Source organism: Polaromonas jejuensis NBRC 106434 (assembly GCF_001598235.1).
In the GTDB taxonomy this organism is placed as follows: Bacteria; Pseudomonadota; Gammaproteobacteria; order Burkholderiales; family Burkholderiaceae_C; genus Polaromonas; species Polaromonas jejuensis.
In genome coordinates, this window is the sequence record NZ_BCYO01000008.1 from 106082 (window position 1) to 126120 (window position 20039).

Below are 20039 nucleotides of genomic sequence, written 5' to 3' on the forward strand. Positions count from 1 at the left end.
AGAAAGAGGGATGTAAACGCAAAGGCTTACCTGGCGACCGGCTTGAGGGTTTCGATGACCTGGGCCCGGCCGTTGACGATCTTGACGATGAAGCTTTCCCTGTCGAGGTCGCCCTTGGCGTCATAGCGCACGTCAAACAGCACCCCGGGGTAATCCTTGGCCGAAAGAGACGCCGTGTGCATCGCGGCCGCAAAGGCCTTGGGGTCTATCTTTCCGATCTTGTCAAAAATGGCCTTGGCCGCGTGCATGCCGGTGTAACCCTTCATCGCGTTGTGGTCGGGCTTAAGTTTGTATTCCATCTGATACCTTTTCGAGAAGGCCTGCACGGTGGGATTGGGTGCGTCGGGGGTCAGGCCCACATGGGCGATCACGCCGTTGGCCGCATCGCCCGCCAGTTCAATGACTTTGTCGTTGGCCAGGGTGGACTCGCCAATGATGGGCTTGTCATAACCCTGCTTGCGCAGCTCCTTGAGCGCGCGGGCGGACTCCTCCTCGTTGGTGTAAATGAACAGGGCATCCGCCTGCGCCTGCTTGGCCTTGAGCACCGCACTGGAGAAATCCAGCTGCCCGGGCTCGGTGGAAATGTCGGCGGCCACCTTGATGCCTGCCGCCTGGAACTCCTTGGTGATCGCGTCGCGTCCGCCCTTGCCGAAGTCGTTGTTCACATAGATGACGGCGACACTGCGCGCCTTGACGCTGTTGGCGATGTAACTCACCACCTTGGGCATGGCCGCAGCCTGGGTGAATGAGCTGCGCAAGACATAGGGGTTGCCCTGCTGCGTGATCTGCGCGGCTTCGCCACCGATGATGTTCGGAATCTCCGCGCGCCGGGTCTCGTTCATGCTGACCAGAATCGAGCCCGAGAAAACCGGGCCAATCACCAGCGGCACGCCCTGGTCCACCGCCTTGGCCGCCAGTGACTTGGCCACGCCTGGCTGGGTCTGGGTATCCCATGCGGTGTAGTCAAACTTCCTGCCGGAGAAGCCGCCCGCGGCATTGATTTCCTTGATGGCCAACTTGACGCCATTGTCGAAATTGGTGCCTGCAGTGGCGCCCGAGCCGGACAGCTCAACCAGACCCGCGATGGGGATGGGCTGGGCGCCGGCAATGGCCTGCACACCGACGAGGGCAAGCGATAGCGTGATCCGGCCAAATACATTCGTCATCTGTTGTCTCCTGAAAAGGAAAGGGGCTTGGGTTGTTATGCGCCTGACCTGCAGACGTGGAAACAATCCTAGAAACGAATGGACATGGCGTCCATGCAATGAAGGCAATACACATCATTGCGTTTCCAAATAACTCTCAAGACGCTTATCCCCCTCAGACATGACATCAACAGCGGCCAAGGGCTGAACCAGACCGTGGTCTTACGGCAGCTCTCACGCCGGGTCCTGCCGGGGCTGCCGGACTGTCACCGCCGACCGACCTGATGGCCACCCTGAGCCGACGCTGCCCATCGTGAGGCGATCGGATTCCGTGTTTTGCCTCGCCGGCGTTGGCTTCGTCAACCTCATCAGCGGCCCCATGGTCGGCAGATACCTCGTCCTCGACCTGCGGCAGGCTACTTGCTAAAATTTTGTGTGGCCGCGCTTCAGAGCGCCGGGCGGGCCGCCGCTGACCAACTGGCGCCAAAGGAATCATCATGTCTTTGCGCATCAACGACACCGCCCCTGACTTCACGGCCGAGACCACCCAGGGCACGATCCGCTTTCACGAATGGATAGGGAACAGCTGGGCGATCCTGTTCTCGCACCCAAAGGACTTCACGCCGGTCTGTACCACCGAACTCGGCTACATGGCAAAGATCGAGCCCGAGTTCACGCGCCGCAACTGCAAGCTGATCGGCTTGTCGGTGGACCCGGTGGACAACCACGCGCGCTGGGCCAAGGACATCGAGGAGACACAAGGCTATCTGCCGAAGTACCCGATGATTGGTGACACCGACCTGGCGGTGGCCAAGCTCTACAACATGCTCCCTGCCGCGGAGCCTGGCACGTCCGAGGGCCGCACGGCGGCCGCCAACGCCACGGTCCGCTCGGTCTTCATCATCGCCCCCGACAAAACAATCAAGCTGATGATGACCTACCCGATGACCACCGGCCGCAACTTCGACGAGATCCTGCGCGTGCTCGACTCGATGCAGATGACGGCCAAGCACAAGATCGCCACACCGGTGAACTGGAAACAGGGCGATGACGTGATCATCGCCGGCTCAGTGTCCGACGACGACGCGAAGAAGCTGTTCCCGCAGGGCTGGAAGGCACCCAAGCCCTACCTGCGCATCGTCAAGCAACCATCATGATCTTCGAGCAAGTCGCCTCAGCAGGTTGCCAGTCGCACCTGTTGGGCGCCTTGACACCTGTGCCGCGAGCGATGCGCACCGTGACACCAACGCCAGATTGATCATTCAACATGGCCTGCGCCAAACATTGAGTGATCACTTGTTTTTCAGAAGGTTGCCGGCCATGTCTATTCGGAGAGTAGACCTGGCCACTTGAAGATCGGCACACCCGATCAATGGGTGGTCGCCGCCAACACGCCGGCGGCTATTCGAGCGTGAATCCGATCTTCAGGGAAACCTGCCAGTGCGCCACCTTGCCATCGACCACATGGCCCCGGGTCTCGGTGATACTGAACCACTGGATGCTCCGCACCGTCTCATGCGCCTTGGCGATGGCGGTGCTCACAGCATCTTCAATACTGACGGTGGAGGAGCCGGTCAGTTCAAGCAGCTTGTAGACATGGTTGCTCATCGCATCGCTCCCAGAGTTGTTCGGTCTGTCTCGCGAAATCTTACGTGTTTTGCGTTGGAACTACAAACACAAGACCACGGGCAAGAAGCACGCGCTGGCGGCATGACGCTGGATTGCGGGCAATGCAGCCATTGTCGTGATGCTGGCCCTTTGGTTGAACGTTACCTCTATGGAGATGAGGTCGAACATCCGGTGCTGGCTGATAGCCCCCATCTCGAACAAGGCCAAGCTCCCCTGCAAGCCACTTCGCCTCGCCGCGCGGGAGCTTGACCGGAGCCGACCGGCTCGCCAGCCAATAGATCGTCAGCCCCAGGCCCGATCCCAGGTAGAACAGTCCCGCGAGCATCCAGGGGCCAACGTTCCCCAGAAGAATCCTGGCAAAGGGGTGCCCGCCCCAAAAAGAAGAGCGGCCCAAGAGCCGATGCCACGCCTGCGTTCATGGTTGCTTTGCGATCCATGCGTTTGTCCATCAAGGCTCCATTAAGCCACCGGGGATGACCTAGCCATCAGCCTTCGAGGCCTGGGAGCAGGCTCGACAACATATCTTGTATTACCTTCTACATAATAGTAGACTTAATTACATGAACCAATGGATCGCCCTTATCACCAGCCTGCCCACTGAGACCGCCACGGCCCGCATGCGGACCTGGCGCGCGCTCAAGGCGTCGGGAGCCGCCGCAATTCGCGACGGCGTCTATCTGATGCCTGAGCGCAAGGAATGCCGCTCCACTCTGGAAGCGGTCGCCTCCGATATCGTCTCGGCAGGCGGCAGCGCGATGCTTGTGGGCATGGAGCCCCCGAAAGAGGGGGATTTCGTCAGCTTGTTCGATCGCGGCTCCGACTACGCCACCCTGCTAGCCGACATTGGCGCAGCAAGAGCCGACCTCACGCTTGATAGCGCGGCAGAGGCGCTCAAACAGGCGAGGAAATTGAGCAAAGCCTTTGCGGGCGTCTCCGATATCGACTTCTTTCCGGGCGAAGCGCGCAAGCAAGCCGAAGCCGCCTTGCGCGAGCTGGAAGCCGCCGCGAATCAATTTCTCTCTCCCGACGAACCTCACGCACTGGACGCCGCCATCGATCGGCGCCACCTCAAGGACTTCAAGGGCAAGACCTGGGCCACGCGCAAGCGGCCCTGGGTCGATCGGCTTGCGAGCGCCTGGCTGATTCGGCGCCTCATCGACCCCAAGGCCAAGTTTCTTTGGCTTGAGTCCCCCGCCGACTGCCCGCCCAAGGCCTTGGGCTTTGACTTCGACGGCGCGAGCTTCACCCATGTGGGCGCGCGCGTGACCTTTGAGGTCCTGCTCGCGAGCTTTGGCATCGAGACGCCAGCGCTGTCGCGGATGGGCGCCCTCGTTCATTACCTGGATGTCGGCGGCGTGCAGCCCGCCGAAGCTGCGGGCGTCGAAAGCATCCTGGCGGGGCTTCGCACCGGCATCGAGGACGACGATCAATTGATGGCCGCCGCTTGCGCGGTGTTCGACGGCCTTCTCACGAATTACCAACAAGGCGGCCCGACTGACCAGAAAGCAAAAAAGCCATGAGCGACTCCAATCAATCCAACGAGCCAGCCAGCTATACCCTCTGGCAACTCATGCTCTATTTCCTGCGCCTGGGCGCGCTGGGCTTTGGCGGCCCTGTGGCTCTTGTGGGCTTCATGCACCGCGACTTGGTCGAGGAGCGCAAATGGATTTCGGAGGCCGACTACAAGGAGGGACTCGCGCTCGCGCAGATCGCGCCGGGGCCATTGGCCGCGCAACTGGCGATCTACCTGGGCTTTGTCCATCACCGAATTCTTGGCGCCACGGTCGCGGGCTTCGCATTTGTGCTGCCGTCGTTTCTGATGGTGGTGGGCCTGGGCATGGCCTATGTGTCCTATGGCGGGCTGCCCTGGATGCAGGCGGTCTTCTACGGAGTGGGTGCTGCGGTGCTGGGCATCATGGTCATCGGCGCCCACAAGCTCTCCACCAAGAACATCGGCAAGGACAGGCTGCTGTGGGCCATCTTTGGCGTCCTGGCGATTGTCACCATCGTCACCCAATCCGAGATCGCATGGCTGTTCATTGGCTCGGGCATCCTGGTCTGGCTGATCCGCTGCAAGCCGAAGTTCGGAAACGCGTCTTGTGCTGTGGCCATGCCAACCCAACTCCCACAAGTGCTGCCGGTGGTTGCCGACCCCAGCCTGGTCCTCCAGATTGGCCTCTTCTTCGCCAAGGCCGGAACATTCGTCTTCGGCTCCGGCCTTGCCATCGTCCCCTTCCTCTATGGAGGCGTCGTAACTGAGCACCATTGGCTAAATGATCGCCAGTTCGTGGACGCGGTCGCCGTGGCCATGATCACGCCTGGACCCGTTGTGATCACCACCGGATTCATTGGCTACCTGATCGCGGGATTGCAAGGGGCGAGCATTGCTGCGGCGGCAACCTTTTTCCCCTGCTACCTGATCACCATCATTGCCGCTCCGCACTTCAAGAAGTGGGGCAAGCATCCCTCGGTCATCGCCTTCGTCGATGGAATCACGGCAGCGGCCATAGGCGCCATCGCAGGTTCCGTGGTGGTCATCGCGCAGCGCTCCATCACGGACATCCCTACGGCGATTCTGGCAGTGGGCGCGACCGCCTTGCTGTGGAAGTTCAGGAAGATCCCCGAACCCTTTGTCGTGCTTGGCGCGGCTTTGATCGGGCTTGCCATCTACCCGCTGTTGCACCCGTAACCGCGAACCCAAGGAGAAAACGCCATGACCAGCATTCCCGCATTCGAGAGCCAAGCCACGCTCAAGCCACTGTCCTTCGATCCGGCCAAGCTCGCCGGACTCTCCGAGCGATTGATTCGCTCGCACTGGGAGAACAACTATGGCGGCTCCGTCAAAGCCCTCGCCACTGTGAAGAAGCAACTGGCCGAGGCCTTGGCCAACAAGGACACGCCTGCCTTCATCTACAACGACCTGAAACGCGAGCATCTGCTGCGTACCGGGTCGGTGGTGTTCCACGAATGCTATTTCGACAACCTCGGCGGAAATGGCCAGGCAGGGGCCAACGAGCGCAAGGCCATCGCGGATGCCTTCGGCAGCTTCGACACCTGGGAAACCGAATTTCGCCGAATGGGCGCGGGTCTTGGCGGCGGCTCGGGGTGGGTGATCCTGGGGTTCAATGTCCACACCCGCCAACTCGAAAACTATTGGCTTGGCGACCATGCCCATGGGCCTGCGGCCACCTTGCCTATCTTGGCCATGGACATGTATGAGCACTCTTACCAAATGGATTTTGGGGCGGCAGCGGCCCAATACATCGACGCGTTTTTCCAGAACATTCAATGGGAAGAAGTCGCCCGTCGTATCGGGTCAGCAGCAAAAGCCTGACCGCTTCGATCAGGACCGGCTCGACATCACGGCCGAGCCCATGCCGAAGAAATTCAATTTTGACGAAGGAGTCGTGTCATGAAGTGGATCACTCGCGAAAGACCGAAGATCGACCGTATTGCGTGCCCCTGGCTTGTGGCGCGTTTCATCGATGCCGCACCTGATTTTCTCTATGTGCCTGCCGGGGATGTCATGCGTGTGGCTGGCGAAGTCGGCGCTATCCCCTACGACGTGCCCGGCGTTGAGCTGGGACATCACGGCCACCACTGCAGCTTCGACGCATTCATCCAAAAATACGAGCTCAAGGACGCAGCACTGGACAAGCTCGCGTTAATCGTTCGTGCCGCCGACACGGGTGCTGCGAAACTGGCTGAAGAGGCGGCAGGACTTCTGGCCATTTCGCGCGGGCTTTCGATGAACTTCGATGACGATCACCAGATGCTAGCCCACGGTATGGTCATCTACGACGCTTTATATGCCGCTTGCGCGAAGGCTCCCTTCAAAGCTGGAACACCTGCTCCGAGAAGCCTGTGACGCGCAAACTGCTATTACCCAAGGACGCAGGCAAGACCGCTTTGCTTCTGCTGCAAGCGCGCGCCATGCGCGCCTTCGCAGACGGGTTTGTCGCCGTGCTCTTGCCTGCCTACCTGCTTGCTCTGGGATTGGGAACCTGGGAAGTGGGTCTTCTTGCCACAACGACGCTTCTGGGGTCCGCTCTCGCAACGCTGGCTGTGGGCGCGTGGGGGCATCGCTTCCACCGCAGCCACGTGCTCTCGTTTGCCGCGGTCCTGATGGCCGCCACCGGCTTTGCTTTCGCCGCGAGCTCCTCCTTCTGGCCACTGTTGATCATCGCCTTCGTCGGCACTCTTAACCCCAGCTCAGGGGATGTCAGCCTCTTCCTGCCTTTGGAGCATGCACGCCTCGCGGAGGTGACTGACGGCGAAACACGCACTGCCTTGTTTGCAAGGTATAGCTTCACGGGGTCGCTATTTGGGGCATTTGGATCGCTTGCCGCCGCGCTTCCCGGCTATCTTGGCTCGTGGCCGTACATGTCGCCCCTGAATGCTCTGCGAGCCATGTTTGTCCTCTACGGCGCCATCGGCTGTGTGGTCTGGCTGCTTTATCAAAGATTGCCGAACCCGCAGGGGCATGAGGTCAAGGCGCCAACGCCTCTTGCCCAGTCGCGTGCGGTGGTGATCCGCCTTGCAGCGCTTTTTTCGGTGGACTCGTTTGCGGGCGGCCTGGTGGTCAACGCGCTGCTTGCTCTGTGGCTGTTCCAGCGGTTTGACATGTCAGTTGCCTCCGCGGGCGCGTTCTTTTTCTGGTCAGGGCTTTGCTCTGCAGCTTCGCAGCTGGCAGCGCCCCGGTTGGCCAAGCGCATCGGGCTGCTCAACACCATGGTGTTCACGCATATCCCTGCAAGCCTGTGCTTGATCGCCGCGGCCTTCGCGTCAAGCCTTTATGCCTCGCTCGCCCTGCTCATCATCCGCTCCCTGCTGTCGCAGATGGATGTACCCGCCCGTAGCGCGTTTGTGATGTCAGTAGTGACACCTGCAGAACGGACCGCCGCAGCCAGCTTCACGGCCGTGCCGCGAAGCTTGGCCTCAGCGGCAGGCCCTACCATCGGCGGCGCTCTGTTTTCGATTGGCTGGCTCGCAGCGCCGTTAGTCACCTGCGGGTTACTCAAAATCGCCTATGACATCGCGATCTGGCGTTCTTTTCGTAACGTCTCTCTTCCTGAATGATCATGGGCATAAGGGACGTGCCAGACTTTTCCACGCCCCTCAGACACCAGATTGGACTTAACCCGCTGGCGTCTTCTGAGCATTGTGCTGAAAGCTGAAACATGAATCCATAAGCCGGGCGAGCGCAGTCTAAGCAATACCGAAAAATTCTTGCAGTTTTCCGAGACACGGCCACAGCTGGATCCCTCAATTAACAAGGAGTCAAAAATGGAAAGTGCAATCAGTCGCGTACATCACGATCCTTGGAATAAGGGTGTGATCGTCGGACAAAAGACACCATTCAAACGGAAAGAGGTTTGGGCTATCCGGGTATCTGATTCCATTTCCAAATCATTCGTGAACGCGAAGGCGAAGCGCAGGCAGTACAGACTTCGGCCAAGCGAAGCCGACAAAGTGCACGGATGATTTGGAAATGGAATGACATCCAGAAAGCAGACCTTCGCCAATACCCGCTTACGCTGCAGTCCCGTCGTTCGAATCCCAATCATCAGTGACCGCACAGGGCCCGTACCTGTCGGTGGCGATCGTTTTTCGACTCGCTTTATAGCGTAGCGGCCATTGCGAGTGGCGGTACTGGGCTGGGACAAGCCGGCTCACAAGCGCGCGGCGCGGCTGCGCTGAGCGCCTTGGTCGAGCCCGGTCTGGAACTCCGGCGGTTTTAAGGTGTCCTATTGTTAAAGACACAACAGCCTTGGAGAAATGCGCCGGAACGGCGTATCGATTTTTGCTTCATGACCCAATTTATGAAATCACGCCGCTACTTTCGCCGGCGAAACTCTCGCCGGTATACGTGTTTCTCGCCGCGCCTGTATGCTCCGTCGACATCACAGGCATCGTGCTGTCGGTCACCGGCAGCGCTGGAGCCACCTGACAGGCACGACAATTGCTGCGCCCGACCATGACGACCCTGAGAAACGACCAGCTCGATCTGCTACGCTGCGCCCTCGCCGAACGCGACGCCCAGTTGCAGGTCGAAGTGCGCGCGGCCAAGCAGGCGGCCGCCGAGCGCCCGCCCGCGACCGTGCGCGAGGTGCAGGACCCGGGCGAGGACGCGGAAGAGCATTTCCGCCACGGGCTCGAACACGTCGACCTGGAGCGCGAGCAGGAAGAGCTGCGCGCCATCCAGCAGGCGCGGGAGCGCATGGCCGACGGCAGCTATGGTAGTTGCATCGACTGCGGCCAGCCCATTCCCTTCGAGCGCCTGAAGGCGCAGCCGAGCGCGTCACGCTGCATCGTGTGCCAGACGCGCTTCGAGCATTCTCAGGTTCGTTGAAGGTCAGCGGCGCGGGGACGCCGGCTGCACGCGCTCCTGCGGCGTCACGGTCTCGGTCACGAGCCGGCCGCCTCGAAGCAGGGAGACCTGAACGGGGCGCCCGATTCGATCCGCATTGAGCAGGCGCAAGAGGTCATCCGCGCCTGCGACCACCGCGCCGTCCAGTGCGACGAGGATGTCGCCAACGCGCAGGCCCGCCCGGTCCGCGGCGCCGCCCGCCTCCACCTCGCCAACGCGCACACCGTGTGCACCCGACGCGATGGCAAGGGCAAGGCGCCGGGCCACCGGCACCGTTTGCGCCGCAATGCCAAGGTGGGCGCGCCGCACGCGGCCATGCGAGATGAATTCTCCGACCACGAACCGTGCGGTGTTGCTGGACACCGCGAACGAGAGGCCTTGCGCTCCCGCAATCACGGCGGTGTTGATGCCAACCACCTGGCCGGATGCCGCCGCGAGCGGGCCGCCGGAGTTTCCCGGGTTGAGCGCCGCATCGGTCTGGATGACATCATCAATCAGATGGCCGCTTTGCGATCGCAGCGACCGGCCGAGTGCGGAGACGATGCCGGCCGTGACCGTCGACTCGAACCCCAGGGGATTGCCGATCCCTACCACCAGGTGACCGCGCTTCAGCAGCTTGGAATCGCCCAGCACTGCGGCCACGGCACCGCGCGGGAGCTCGGCGCGCAGCAGCGCCAGGTCGGTGGCGGGATCGTCGCCGAGCACATCGGCCTCCTTGTCACCGCCCTCCGCCAGTCCCAGCCGCACGCGCCGTGCGCCCGAAACGACGTGGCTGTTCGTCAGCACCAGCCCGTCGCCGGCAATGACCACGCCGGATCCGAGTCCGCCACGCCGACCGGGCGCGCGGCTTTCCACCCGGACGACGGCCGGCCCGACGCTCTCGGCCACCGCCGCCACCGCACGCGAGTAGGCGTCGACCAGCGCCTCCTGATCCGTGTCGGGCCCGATGCCTTCCGGCGGCGCCGGTAGGGCTGTCTCGTCGAACATGACGCACCTCAAAGATGAATGACACCCAGCCGCACCGCGTGGGCGACGGCGTCGGTACGGCCCGAAGCGTCCAGCTTGTCGATCAATGAACCGACATGGAACTTGGCGGTGTGGACCGAAATGCCCAGGCGGCGTGCAATGGCCTTGTTGGACGCCCCTTCGGCCATAAGGGACAGCACCTCGAACTCCCGCTTGGTAAGCGCAGCATCGGCGTCCACGGGCGCTGCCGTGGCGGTCGCGACCAGGGCGACGTCGGCCGCCTCACCGCGCCGCGCCACGCGCACGCCCGGCACACCCGCCAGGGCAGCGGCCAGGCGTTCCGACAGCACGGGGTCCGCGATCTCGAGCGCGATCACGATCGACTCCCTGGGGGTGTTCGCGTTCAATCGGCTGGCCTTTCGCCCACCGTCAGCTCCAGCTCCGCGGCCTCGCCGGCGCGCTTGAGTGACAGCGTGATGACGGTGCCGACGCTGGCCGGCCCCAGCGCATGCAGCAGCATCTGAACGCTTCGGACCGGCTGGCCATTCCAGGCCAGGATCACGTCGCCCTGGCGCAGCCCTGCCGCCGCCGCGGGGCCGTCGTCGGCGATGCCCATGACCATCGCGCCGACGCCGGAGTGATTGACCCGCACCGGCTGCAGGCTGAGCCCCAGGTAACCGCGCGGCACGCGGCCGTGGGCCTCGAGCAGCGCTGCCACGCGCTCTATCGTCGCGGCCGGAATGACCAGTGCGCGCCGGCGCGGCCCGAACACGGCCATGCCGATGGCCCGGCCACTCGCGTCCAGCGCCAGGCCGCCTTCGGCGCTGCGGCGGAGCACCAGGTCGAGTTCGATCCGGGCGTCGATGTCGCCACCGCGCAGGCTGCGCCAGGCGGGCCCGGCCAACGAGACCGCGCCGACTGCGGCCACCGGGTTGCCTTCGAACGCTCCGACCGCCAGGGCGATCGCTCCTGCGCGAACGGGTGCGGCATCGAGCGCCATCGGTGGAAGCTGCGCGCCGTCGATGCGCAGCAAGGCGATGTCCGTGCTGGCATCGCGGCCAACCACGGTGGCCGCCGTGGTCGCGCCGCCCGGCAGCGCGACCGCCACGTCTTCGTCTTCGGGAAGCGCCTCCTCGCAGGTGACGACCAGTCCGTCGCGCCAGGCGAATCCGCTCGCGCGTGCGCGTCCCGCATGCACCGCGACCACACTGCGCGACGCCGCGGCCACCGCTTCGGTCATCGCCGTGGAAAGCTGCTCAAGGGTCAAAGTAGAGGTATCGGCCATCGGATCTCCTGAGTTGGCTTCATTGTGCGAGCCGCCCCGGGCCGCGTCTACTGCCCAGGTGGGCAGGCGCCTACCGGGATCCGAACGAGGCCATTGCACCACGACCAACGCATTGGGGGTAAGCCAGCTTTCTTGACTCTATGTCTTGAACCGCTTCAACGCCTCACGCGCCATTTGTGAAAGTTAAAGCCGGCCACAGTCACAAAAAATGGGCCAGGACGAGGCTCCGTGCACACCAAGTGAACCCCTGTCCCGCGCGTTGCCCCGACGAGAGCGGGTTGGCAGTAGAACTGAAATGTCTATCACCCAGACAGCTTCACACGGTCAGGATACGGCGATCCAGGCCGACCTGTACATGAGCTTCGAGCTACGTGACAAGAAGTGGCAATTGACGTTGAGCGATGGCCGCCGTGGCCCGAGCCGATACACCGTGGACGCCGTAAAGCGAGTTCGAGTGCAAAACGGGGAAAAAGATGATGACGAGTGAAATCTGTTTCAAAAAATTTCTCCCAACACTGAACTGGGCGTTCAGAATTGGTTTTTTCTACAGCGTCGTCAGGCAGGTCCTTTTATGTGCCCGGTGAAGAAGGGGCGACCATGAAAACTTTAAAAATCGAAACGATGGGACTTGGAAGACCGAGATACACATCGACAACCCGCACCGATGAAAAGCAGAGGATGAAAAGAAATGAAAAAGCTCGCTACAGCTGCCCTTGCCGCAGTCATACCCCTGTCTCTCAGTCAAGTTGCATGGGCCGCCGACAAACTCCAGATGCCGCAACAAGGCACTGCGACCTACGTGACCTACTACACCAGCCATTCCTTGGCGAACCTCGACATGGGCGAGGTAGGGTCCGAAGCGCTGCTGGAACTGGTGGGAATCACCCGAAATGCCGAGGGGCAAAAATTCTTCGACAACATGTCGGTGCGCTGCCTCTTCTACCGCGAGGCCGTGGGCGGCAAGGATAAAGGCAGCGGCGCCTGTACCGAGACGGATGGCGACGGCGACAAAGTTTTCATCACGGTCGACGCCGGGGCCCGGGTCCACACCCTGATCGGCGGCACCGGCAAATACAAAGGAATATCGGGCACCGCGCCGTTCACCGGTAGCCCACTCCCCGCGCCCGGGCAGGGTCTGGGCGCGATCGTCGTGGAACACAGGGTGACTTGGCAGTTCAAGTAGCTCGGCCCTCCCTGCACCGATGAAGTGTGGTTATCGGCCTGAGCGGACCTTCGCGACCAAGTGCTAACCATCAACTGGCAACGTCCGCTTTCGGAAAGCGGAACGCGTACTCTGGACCCATTGGGTTGAGGAGACGTCCTTTTCATTGCACTCAGGTCACTTCTGATCCTCGGGACGGCCGACGCCGAGCGCCTCGAGCAGCGGACGGAGAGCATCGAGTTCCGAGCCGAAACCGCTCCAATCTCCCGCCTTCAGTCGCTCGATGGCGCGGTCGTAATGGGCGAGTGCCTCGCGGGCGCGCACGTCCGCCGTGCCCCGGGGCGGCGATGCCACCGGGGCGGTCTCCTTGAAGAGCGCCGCCAAGGCTTCGCCCAAGGTCCCCTCCATCACCACACGGTCACCGTAGGCGGCGATCACCCGCTTCAACTCGGGCAACTGACCGGACGCCGCGCGCAAGTAGAGCGGGGAGACGTAGAGGATCGAGTTCTCGATCGGCACGACCAGAAGGTGGCCGCGGATGACGCGCGAGCCCATCTGGTTCCACAGCGAGATCTGCTGCGAGATCTCGGTATTCTGCTGGATGCGCGCCTCGATCTGGAACGGCCCAAAGACCAGCTTGTCCTTGGGGAAGGTGTAGACGATGAGCTTGCCGTACTCGGGCGGATCGCAACGCGCCGCCAACCAGGCAATCATATTCTCGCGTTGGCTGGGCACCATCGGCAGCATCAGCACGAACTCGGCGCGCGGCGCCCCAGGGAGCCGCATGATCATGTAGTAAGGCGTCATCGGCATGCTGGGGGCATTCCCGCCATCGATGCCGGCCAATCCCCGGGGGAACGCCCAGAGATCCTCGCGGTTGTAGAAGACTTCCGGCGCATCCATATGGTAGGCGCGGTAGAGTTGCGCCTGGATCAGGAACAGATCCTCGGGGTAGCGGATATGCTGTTGCAGGTCTTGTGGCATCGCGTTCAAGGTCTTGAACAGACCCGGGAAGATGCGCTGGTACGTCCGCAGGATCGGATCGGCAGGATCGCTGACATAGAAGTCGACCGTGCCGTTATACGCATCGATCACCACCTTGACCGCGTTGCGGATGTAATTGGCGCCGCCGCCGATACTTGGCTGGGCGTACGGGAACCAGCGGCTGGTCGTATAGGCATCCTGCATCCAGAAAAGGCGCCCGTCGCTCGCGACGATATAGGGGTCATGGTCGAGGCGGAGGAACGGGGCGATCGTGCGCACCCGGTCCTGAATGTTACGGTGGAGCAGGATCCGGCTCTCGTCCGTGATGTAGCCGGTAAGCAGGATGTTGGGATCGTCGAACTCCCAGGCGAAGAGGCTGCGTCGCGCCACACTGCCGATGGCGACACCGTCGCGCCCGCTGTATGTGGTGTAGACGTTGTCCGTCCCCTTGGGGTAGTCGAATTCGGGAATGCCGCCCTTCACGATGACGTAGTCCTGACCGCCTCGACCGAAATAGAGGCGCGGTTCGTGTATGGTCGGTCCGCCGTTAGCGACGGGCGGAATATCCTGAAGAAAAAGGGAAGGTAAGCCTTCCGTGGATTTCTCGGTGACCGGCGACATCACGACGCCGTTGCCGTGGGTGAACAGGAGATGCAGGTTCACCCACGTATGGGCATTCGCCGGAAGCATCGCCGGCGCCAATTCGCGCGCCGACAGCATCACCTGCCGGTAGCCAGCGTCAAGCCGGTAGCGGTCGATGTCCACGGAGAGGAATTTGTAGTAGGTCCTGATTTCCTGCAGTTGCGCGTAGGTATCCATCAGCGGCTGCACATCCCACAGGCGGACGTTGTCGATGGTCGCGCGATTGGCCTGGAGCGAGGCGAGATTCAGCCCCTGCTCGGCCGGAAACGGTTTTACCGCGATCCGCTCCAGACCGTAGGCCTCCCGCGTCAGCGCGATATTGTGCTCGATATAGGGCGCCTCCAGCTGTAGCTCGTTCGGCTTGACGTAGAAGCGCTGGAACAGCGCCGGGTAGATCAAGGCGAACGCAAATGAGCTGCCGAACACCAGCAGCAACGAGGCGGCAGGAATTCGATAGCTCCGCCAGCGCATATTGGCCCACGAGGAGATGGATGCGGCAGTGGCAAGGCCGACGAGCAGCCACAGGACCGGCAGCTCGACGTGTACGTCGGTATAGCCGGCGCCGACCACGACGCCATTGTCGCCGTAGAGCAGCAGAAAGCGGTCAAGCCCATAGGACCAGGCCTTCAGGACAAAGAACAAACCGAGCAGTGCTGAGCCATGAGCGGCGGCGGCGGGCGAGAGCCCACGCGGCGACTGCTCGAGCGCGATGTCGCCGCGCACCGCGTAGACCACGCCTGCGACGACCGTGCAGCAAAAGAGCACCTGCAGCAGCCAGTTCTTGAGCGCAACGTAGGCGGGCAGCGAGAAGAGATAGAAGCTGATGTCCTTGCCGAAGATCGGATCGCGCTCGCCAAAGGGCACCTGATGAAGGAAGCGAAGCGCAGTGCCCCAGCTCGAGATCTCGCCGGCGGCGATAGCCAGCCCCAAGAGGGCGGCACCGCAAGCGATGCCAGCGCGCCAAGGAATGCGCGACGCGACCCGGTCGGCCAGTTCGCTTACGACCTCCCGCGAACCCGAAGAAAAGTCCGCTCCCGCTTGCGAGATACCGAGGCTCCTGGCGTAACGATGCGCCAGGAACCCCGACACCCATATAGCGCCCGCCGAGGCGGTGAACACGGTGACAAACAGGAGCGCCTGGGCGGAAAGGACCGTCCAAAAAACGTCGATATAGCCGATCGAAGAAAACCACAGCCAGTCGACCAGGACGCCAGTGATGCGCCCGACGACGATCAGGCCGACGACGACGACGGCCGCAACCGTGACTGCATTGCGTCCCAAGCGCACTCTGGACCTCACTTGCGACCACATCGCCCCTCCTTTGCGGGGCCGTCACCCATGTCCGGCTGTGACCGGACCATTTGCGCACCGCTGATCTGCCAGGAGCGTGGCTAAACGGGGTATCAATGCAACGCTCATGGCCGGCGCGCAGTCGGGCGATGCCTTGGGCTAGGTAACGCCAGATGAATGATTGTAGCCCTGTGAACCGGGAAGCGGGCATTGCCGCAAGTTTGAACGAGCTGCCGCCGAAGGTCAGCTTTGGCCGAGAACGTGCCGGCCGTCGCGGACTCACGGATGGCCGTTGGACCTCGGAAGTCGCCGCTGATGAGGCGCCGGATCGAACGGCGGTTGAGGGTCGTCAGGAGCCGGTCATGAACGACCGTTGACCGGAAATCAATTGGGTTGCCGATAAGCCGACACCGACTATCGGCAACATAGACAGGGGCGCGATGTTTACCCGGCGTCAGGGCCTTTGCGGCGAACTACCGCGCGAGCGGTTTAGTCCAAAGACTGACTGCCGACATAGGACTATCCGAAATGCTCGCTCCATACCCGACGTTGACATCGGCAGGTTGGGTGTCGGCAATGTGGCGCCGATTTCGATGATTGCTGCACCCGCAACCGGCCAAGAGCTGCCGCTCATGCGTAGGGCAGAATCCAGCCAAAAGCAGACCATGGCCGCCATGTATTTCAAAGGATTAGCTGTTTAAAAGGGAGCGAATATCTGCTGACTCCAAGATTTGCTTGGCATACCCAGTCTCGACAACGGCAATCATGGCTTGACCAATTTCCTCGGTGCTTACGACTGCACTGGGAAACCAGCGCCGCGCGGCTGATAGCAAAGGCGCTGCCGCTACATAGAAGGCATGGTAGAGCGGTGTTTTGGAGCGAATGCCGTGCAAAGGCTGAATCACACCGGGCCGAAACATGTAGGCGGCTTTAAACGGCATTGCAAGCAGAGCATCTTCGGTACGTTTCTTCACTTTGGCCCACATGGCATTGCTACTGCCCGTACCAGCGCCCGATACATAGACAAACTTCATGGCCGAGTTCCACCGCGCCAGTTGCTGACCGGCAGCCACTGGCATGTCGTAGTTGATGCGTGTGAACGTGGTTTCGTCTGCTCCGGCAGACGAGGAGCCGAGGCAGAAGAAGCAGGCGTCAAAATCTGTCAGTTGATCTTCTACTGCCGACAAGTCCAGTAAATTCCCGTGAAGCACTTCGCGCAATTTGGGATGCCTGATGCCAGTGGTACTACGTCCTACTGTGCACACGGTGGTGACGGCGTCTGAGCGTAACGCCTCGCGCAACACGCCTTGCCCGACCATGCCGGTGGCGCCAAATATCAAGACTTTCATGTGTTTACTCCACTGTCTGCCTTGTGATCGGCGCGCCATTCAGATGGCGTGCGGAACTCCCATTGCCGAAATGCTCGAAAAAACGAGTTCTGATCCTCATACCCCAGCATGAAGGCGACTTCGATCAGTGAGAACTGTCGGTCCCTCAGATACTCCAGTGCAAGCTGGTGGCGACTCTGGCTCAGCAGGTCTTGAAAGCGCACACCTTCTTCCGTCAGTCGGCGCTGCAAAGAGCGCTCGCTCATCGCCAGCTCGCTGGCAATAGACCGAATGTCCGGTCGTCCTGCAGTCAGTCTTCTCCGCAAAATCCAGCGGATTTGTTCGCTCAGCGTGGCCCTATGGGCCTGGGCATCAACCTGCGTTTGTAAAGCCTGATCCAGTATTTGCAGTAGTTCGCTGTTGTACTGCACAAAAGGTTTGGCCAGATCGGCAACGCGCAACGTCATACCGTTGTGCGCAGCGCCAAACTGCACCGGGCAACCAAAGTAGCGCTCAAGTACCACAGGGTCTTCGCTGGGGCGCGTCAATGAGACAAAAACAGGATGGAGCGGCGCGCTTGTGCCGCTCCGGCCCAATTCCATCAGGGAGGCCAAAGATGCCTCGACCAATGCGGGAGGTAGCTCGGCTTCCTCGGCGTGCAGCCAGTGCAATTGCACGCTGGCGTGGTCTGCATGCTCTTCGATGCGAATTTCTTCGGGCGCGCACAGACGTTTGAAGCGTGCGACACGTTGCAAGGCATCGCGGTAGTCGCGGGCGTGGTAGGCGGCAAGGAACGACGGCGGCATGACGCCACCATCCAACTCGGTTGCTATCCACAAACCAATGTGCGGATCACCGCTGACGACCACCATGGCCCGCCATAGCGCAAAAAACTGCGCGGTGCTGATGGGCGCGTCGTCCTGCACCAACCGAAGGGACAACTTGGCGTGGGCCAGCACTTGATGCCTTGCCAGGCCAACGCGCTGCATGCCTTCCCATAGGGCTGAAGGTATTTTGAAGTGGTCGTTCATAGGCGCAGCAAATGTTTACTTGGCCTGAAAACCACCGTCCACGTTGAGGATGTGGCCGGTGACGTAGCTCGATGCGGGTGAAAGCAGCCAGCAGATAGCGTCGGCGATTTCTTCGGGTTTACCAAGTCGGTTCATGGGGTGCATCGCCGAAATATTGGCCTCGTTGTAGTTTGGGTCGCTGCCGTCGAGCTGCTTGGCGATGATATCGGTCTTGGTGGCACCCGGCGCCACGCCGTTGATGCGAACGCCTTGGGCGGCGTGGTCCAGTGCCGAGGATTTTGTAAGGCCAACCACCGCATGCTTGGTGGCCGCATAAGCACCGGCCCAAGGAATGCCATTGAGACCAGCGATAGACGCAAGATTGACGATGGAGCCGCCGCCTTGCTTCAACATCTGCTGGATCTCGTACTTCATGCAGAAATACACGCCCAGCACATTGGTATCCAGCATGGCGCGGAAGTTGTCCGTGTTCGACTGGTCGATGGTGCTGATCTCATTGGAGATGCCTGCATTATTCACCGCCATGTCAAGGCGGCCGAACTCGTTCACCACCTGAGCCACCATGTCCTTGACAGCAGTTTCGTCTGTAACATCGTTGCGGAGGAAGCGGGCTTGTGCGCCGGAATGAGCGACTGCAGCGATTTCCCTCAACGCGGCTTGCCCCACATCGTCGCGGCGACCGCTGATGACGACATTGATACCTTGTGCGGCCAGCTTCAAGGCAACCGCCTTCCCTATTCCTGAGGCGCCGCCTGTGATTAATGTGACTTGGTTGGACATAACAGACTCCTTTTAGAAATTTCACTTGGTAGTCATGCAGAGATTTGCTCTCGGTGCATGGGTGAACTTTAGGAAATCTGAGGTTGCGCAGATATGCACTTGACGCCCAATGATATGCAAAGTGCGCCAATTAACTACGCGACGATTGGCTGCTTTGGGTCGATTGCGATCCGTCATGAACGGCTGCAATTCGGCCACCCCGAAACTTGCGGTTACGCATCCAGAAAGCTGCCGCTGGCGAGTACCCGCAAACGCTGCAGACACCCGAGTCGGAAGGATTGACCGACCGGTTTAGGGGCTGTGCTTCAGGCTTGAGATCCCCCCGGCCAACGGGCGCAGTACGCTCTATTTTTTACGGCAACTATGCGGCAAGGCGCTGCGTTGGCGGCAGGCGCTTCACACTCACTCCTGCTTGATGCCGGCTTCGCGGATCAGCTTGCCCCATCCGGCCTGCTCGGCCTTGATGTAGGCGGCAACCTGCGCGGGATTGCCGCTCATGGGCGTGCTGCCTTCCGCGGCCAGCTGGGCCAGCATGGCGGGCTGGGTCAGGGCCTTCGCCACGGCGGCGTTCAGGCGCTTGACCACGTCGGCCGGCGTGCCTGCAGGCGCCACAATGGCCTTCCAGTCCACCGCCTCAAAGTCCTTGTAGCCGGACTCGGCGACGGTCGGCACCTCGGACAGGATCGCCACGCGCCTGCTGGACGTCACGGCCAGCGCGCGGAGCTTGCCGCCCTTGATCATGCCCACCACGGCCTGCGGTGTGGCGAACATGTAGTCGGTCTGGCCACCGAGCAGGTCGGTGATGGCCGGGGCCGCTCCCTTGTAAGGCACGTTGAGCACCTTGATGCCGGCCCGGCGGGCCATCATTTCACCGGCCAGGTGGCCCACGGTGCCGGTGGAGGCCAGGGCCTGCTTGACCTCGCCGGGCTTGCCCTTGGCGGCCTTGACCGCATCGGCCAGCGTGCGCCAGGGTGAATCGGCGCGTACCACCATCACGGTGGGCTGCTCGGCCACCAGGGCGACCGGTATCAGGTCCTTCGCCGGATCGAAGGGCATGCCGGGCAGCAGCGTCGGGTTGATGGCCAGGTTGGCCGTCTGCCCCATGCCGATGGTGTAGCCATCGCCCCTGGACTTGGCAACGACATCCAGGCCGATGTTGCCACCGCCGCCGGCCCTGTTGTCGACCAGGAAGGCCCATTGGGTGTCCTGCGTGATGGTGTTGGCGATATGGCGCGTGACCACATCGGTGCCGCCGCCCGGCGTGTAGGGCACGATGAAGCGTATGGGCTTGTCGGGCCAGGCGGCCTGCGCCATGGCAGCACCGCCGCCCAGAGCAGTCAGGCTCATCAGGGCGGCGGTGATCAGTGTGCGTCGTTGGAATTTCATGGGTTTGTCTCGTCTTTGTCTCGTGGTAGGGCTGGGGATAC

19 protein-coding genes and 1 pseudogene are annotated in these 20039 nt (G+C 61.7%); 10 read left to right on the forward strand and 10 right to left on the reverse strand.

What is annotated here, in order from left to right; all coding sequences use genetic code 11:
* Positions 1-26: 26 nt before the first annotated feature.
* Positions 27-1166: an ABC transporter substrate-binding protein gene (locus PJE01S_RS11910; RefSeq protein WP_068833837.1), complete on the reverse strand. Its 1140-nt coding sequence runs from the start codon at positions 1164-1166 to the stop codon at positions 27-29.
* A gap of 476 nt (positions 1167-1642) precedes the next feature.
* On the opposite strand from PJE01S_RS11910, the gene PJE01S_RS11915 reads away from it, so the two are divergent.
* The gene (locus tag PJE01S_RS11915; protein WP_068833838.1) at positions 1643-2302 is read left to right on the forward strand and encodes a peroxiredoxin; all 660 of its coding nucleotides are present in this window, start codon (positions 1643-1645) and stop codon (positions 2300-2302) included.
* Positions 2303-2546: 244 nt separating this feature from the next.
* Here the strand turns inward: PJE01S_RS11915 and PJE01S_RS11920 are convergent, their stop codons facing one another.
* Positions 2547-2753 carry a dodecin gene (locus tag PJE01S_RS11920; protein ID WP_068833839.1) on the reverse strand — a complete coding sequence of 69 codons (207 nt, stop codon included), beginning with the start codon at positions 2751-2753 and terminating at the stop codon, positions 2547-2549.
* Between the two features lie 581 nt (positions 2754-3334).
* Here PJE01S_RS11920 and PJE01S_RS11925 point away from each other — a divergent pair.
* The 7 genes and pseudogenes from PJE01S_RS11925 (at position 3335) to PJE01S_RS11950 (ending at position 9126) form a co-directional block, all read left to right on the forward strand.
* Entirely contained in the window at positions 3335-4294 is a 960-nt protein-coding gene (locus PJE01S_RS11925) for a chromate resistance protein ChrB domain-containing protein (RefSeq protein ID WP_068833840.1), read from the forward strand.
* Positions 4291-5463: a chromate transporter gene (locus PJE01S_RS11930; protein WP_068833841.1), complete on the forward strand. Its 1173-nt coding sequence runs from the start codon at positions 4291-4293 to the stop codon at positions 5461-5463. The genes PJE01S_RS11925 and PJE01S_RS11930 overlap by 4 nt, the downstream gene beginning before the upstream one ends.
* A gap of 24 nt (positions 5464-5487) precedes the next feature.
* Positions 5488-6108, forward strand: a complete 621-nt coding sequence (locus PJE01S_RS11935) for a superoxide dismutase (protein ID WP_068833842.1) — start codon at positions 5488-5490, stop codon at positions 6106-6108.
* A 78-nt stretch (positions 6109-6186) separates the two neighbouring features.
* Positions 6187-6642 carry a chromate resistance protein ChrB domain-containing protein gene (locus PJE01S_RS11940; protein ID WP_068833843.1) on the forward strand — a complete coding sequence of 152 codons (456 nt, stop codon included), beginning with the start codon at positions 6187-6189 and terminating at the stop codon, positions 6640-6642.
* A 65-nt stretch (positions 6643-6707) separates the two neighbouring features.
* Positions 6708-7853: an MFS transporter gene (locus PJE01S_RS11945; RefSeq protein WP_174548542.1), complete on the forward strand. Its 1146-nt coding sequence runs from the start codon at positions 6708-6710 to the stop codon at positions 7851-7853.
* 766 nt (positions 7854-8619) lie between these two features.
* Positions 8620-8724, forward strand: a pseudogene (locus PJE01S_RS25940) (short-chain dehydrogenase); the annotation flags it as partial.
* 27 nt (positions 8725-8751) lie between these two features.
* Complete coding sequence (locus PJE01S_RS11950; protein WP_157090308.1) at positions 8752-9126, forward strand: TraR/DksA family transcriptional regulator; 375 nt, start codon at positions 8752-8754, stop codon at positions 9124-9126.
* Between the two features lie 3 nt (positions 9127-9129).
* Here PJE01S_RS11950 and PJE01S_RS11955 read toward each other — a convergent pair whose 3' ends face one another.
* Genes PJE01S_RS11955 through PJE01S_RS11965 form a run of 3 tightly spaced genes read right to left on the reverse strand, consistent with a single transcriptional unit; the run spans position 9130 to position 11395 of the window.
* Positions 9130-10131 carry a S1C family serine protease gene (locus tag PJE01S_RS11955; protein WP_068833845.1) on the reverse strand — a complete coding sequence of 334 codons (1002 nt, stop codon included), beginning with the start codon at positions 10129-10131 and terminating at the stop codon, positions 9130-9132.
* 8 nt (positions 10132-10139) lie between these two features.
* Positions 10140-10517 (reverse strand): response regulator transcription factor, encoded by a 378-nt coding sequence (locus PJE01S_RS11960; protein WP_068833846.1) that lies wholly within the window; start codon positions 10515-10517, stop codon positions 10140-10142.
* The gene (locus tag PJE01S_RS11965; RefSeq protein ID WP_068833847.1) at positions 10514-11395 is read right to left on the reverse strand and encodes a S1C family serine protease; all 882 of its coding nucleotides are present in this window, start codon (positions 11393-11395) and stop codon (positions 10514-10516) included. The genes PJE01S_RS11960 and PJE01S_RS11965 overlap by 4 nt, the downstream gene beginning before the upstream one ends.
* A gap of 295 nt (positions 11396-11690) precedes the next feature.
* Between PJE01S_RS11965 and PJE01S_RS11970 the strand changes: the two genes are divergently transcribed.
* Positions 11691-11882, forward strand: a complete 192-nt coding sequence (locus PJE01S_RS11970; protein WP_068833848.1) for a hypothetical protein — start codon at positions 11691-11693, stop codon at positions 11880-11882.
* Between the two features lie 201 nt (positions 11883-12083).
* Positions 12084-12578, forward strand: coding sequence for a hypothetical protein (locus PJE01S_RS11975; protein WP_068833849.1), 495 nt, complete (start codon positions 12084-12086; stop codon positions 12576-12578).
* A gap of 156 nt (positions 12579-12734) precedes the next feature.
* Here the strand turns inward: PJE01S_RS11975 and PJE01S_RS11980 are convergent, their stop codons facing one another.
* The 5 genes from PJE01S_RS11980 to PJE01S_RS12000 all read right to left on the reverse strand — a co-directional run bounded on the left by PJE01S_RS11980 (position 12735) and on the right by PJE01S_RS12000 (position 19998).
* The gene (locus tag PJE01S_RS11980; RefSeq protein ID WP_068833850.1) at positions 12735-15494 is read right to left on the reverse strand and encodes a UPF0182 family membrane protein; all 2760 of its coding nucleotides are present in this window, start codon (positions 15492-15494) and stop codon (positions 12735-12737) included.
* Between the two features lie 668 nt (positions 15495-16162).
* Positions 16163-16822: an NAD(P)H-binding protein gene (locus PJE01S_RS11985; RefSeq protein ID WP_068833851.1), complete on the reverse strand. Its 660-nt coding sequence runs from the start codon at positions 16820-16822 to the stop codon at positions 16163-16165.
* Positions 16819-17832, reverse strand: coding sequence for an AraC family transcriptional regulator (locus PJE01S_RS11990; RefSeq protein ID WP_068833852.1), 1014 nt, complete (start codon positions 17830-17832; stop codon positions 16819-16821). Before PJE01S_RS11990 ends, PJE01S_RS11985 begins: the two co-directional genes overlap by 4 nt.
* A 15-nt stretch (positions 17833-17847) precedes the next feature.
* A complete protein-coding gene (locus tag PJE01S_RS11995; protein ID WP_068833853.1) occupies positions 17848-18612 on the reverse strand; it encodes an SDR family NAD(P)-dependent oxidoreductase in 765 nt (254 codons plus the stop codon).
* Between the two features lie 402 nt (positions 18613-19014).
* A complete protein-coding gene (locus tag PJE01S_RS12000; protein ID WP_068833854.1) occupies positions 19015-19998 on the reverse strand; it encodes a Bug family tripartite tricarboxylate transporter substrate binding protein in 984 nt (327 codons plus the stop codon).
* Positions 19999-20039: the final 41 nt, after the last annotated feature.

What these genes read in the sequence shown, in the direction of transcription:
- PJE01S_RS11910 (WP_068833837.1), bottom strand. Translation starts at nt 1,166, where the DNA reads ATGACGAATGTATTTGGCCGGATCACGCTATCGCTTGCCCTCGTCGGT.
- PJE01S_RS11915 (WP_068833838.1), top strand. Translation starts at nt 1,643, where the DNA reads ATGTCTTTGCGCATCAACGACACCGCCCCTGACTTCACGGCCGAGACC.
- PJE01S_RS11920 (WP_068833839.1), bottom strand. Translation starts at nt 2,753, where the DNA reads ATGAGCAACCATGTCTACAAGCTGCTTGAACTGACCGGCTCCTCCACC.
- PJE01S_RS11925 (WP_068833840.1), top strand. Translation starts at nt 3,335, where the DNA reads ATGAACCAATGGATCGCCCTTATCACCAGCCTGCCCACTGAGACCGCC.
- PJE01S_RS11930 (WP_068833841.1), top strand. Translation starts at nt 4,291, where the DNA reads ATGAGCGACTCCAATCAATCCAACGAGCCAGCCAGCTATACCCTCTGG.
- PJE01S_RS11935 (WP_068833842.1), top strand. Translation starts at nt 5,488, where the DNA reads ATGACCAGCATTCCCGCATTCGAGAGCCAAGCCACGCTCAAGCCACTG.
- PJE01S_RS11940 (WP_068833843.1), top strand. Translation starts at nt 6,187, where the DNA reads ATGAAGTGGATCACTCGCGAAAGACCGAAGATCGACCGTATTGCGTGC.
- PJE01S_RS11945 (WP_174548542.1), top strand. Translation starts at nt 6,708, where the DNA reads ATGCGCGCCTTCGCAGACGGGTTTGTCGCCGTGCTCTTGCCTGCCTAC.
- PJE01S_RS11950 (WP_157090308.1), top strand. Translation starts at nt 8,752, where the DNA reads ATGACGACCCTGAGAAACGACCAGCTCGATCTGCTACGCTGCGCCCTC.
- PJE01S_RS11955 (WP_068833845.1), bottom strand. Translation starts at nt 10,131, where the DNA reads ATGTTCGACGAGACAGCCCTACCGGCGCCGCCGGAAGGCATCGGGCCC.
- PJE01S_RS11965 (WP_068833847.1), bottom strand. Translation starts at nt 11,395, where the DNA reads ATGGCCGATACCTCTACTTTGACCCTTGAGCAGCTTTCCACGGCGATG.
- PJE01S_RS11970 (WP_068833848.1), top strand. Translation starts at nt 11,691, where the DNA reads ATGTCTATCACCCAGACAGCTTCACACGGTCAGGATACGGCGATCCAG.
- PJE01S_RS11975 (WP_068833849.1), top strand. Translation starts at nt 12,084, where the DNA reads ATGAAAAAGCTCGCTACAGCTGCCCTTGCCGCAGTCATACCCCTGTCT.
- PJE01S_RS11980 (WP_068833850.1), bottom strand. Translation starts at nt 15,494, where the DNA reads ATGTGGTCGCAAGTGAGGTCCAGAGTGCGCTTGGGACGCAATGCAGTC.
- PJE01S_RS11985 (WP_068833851.1), bottom strand. Translation starts at nt 16,822, where the DNA reads ATGAAAGTCTTGATATTTGGCGCCACCGGCATGGTCGGGCAAGGCGTG.
- PJE01S_RS11990 (WP_068833852.1), bottom strand. Translation starts at nt 17,832, where the DNA reads ATGAACGACCACTTCAAAATACCTTCAGCCCTATGGGAAGGCATGCAG.
- PJE01S_RS11995 (WP_068833853.1), bottom strand. Translation starts at nt 18,612, where the DNA reads ATGTCCAACCAAGTCACATTAATCACAGGCGGCGCCTCAGGAATAGGG.
- PJE01S_RS12000 (WP_068833854.1), bottom strand. Translation starts at nt 19,998, where the DNA reads ATGAAATTCCAACGACGCACACTGATCACCGCCGCCCTGATGAGCCTG.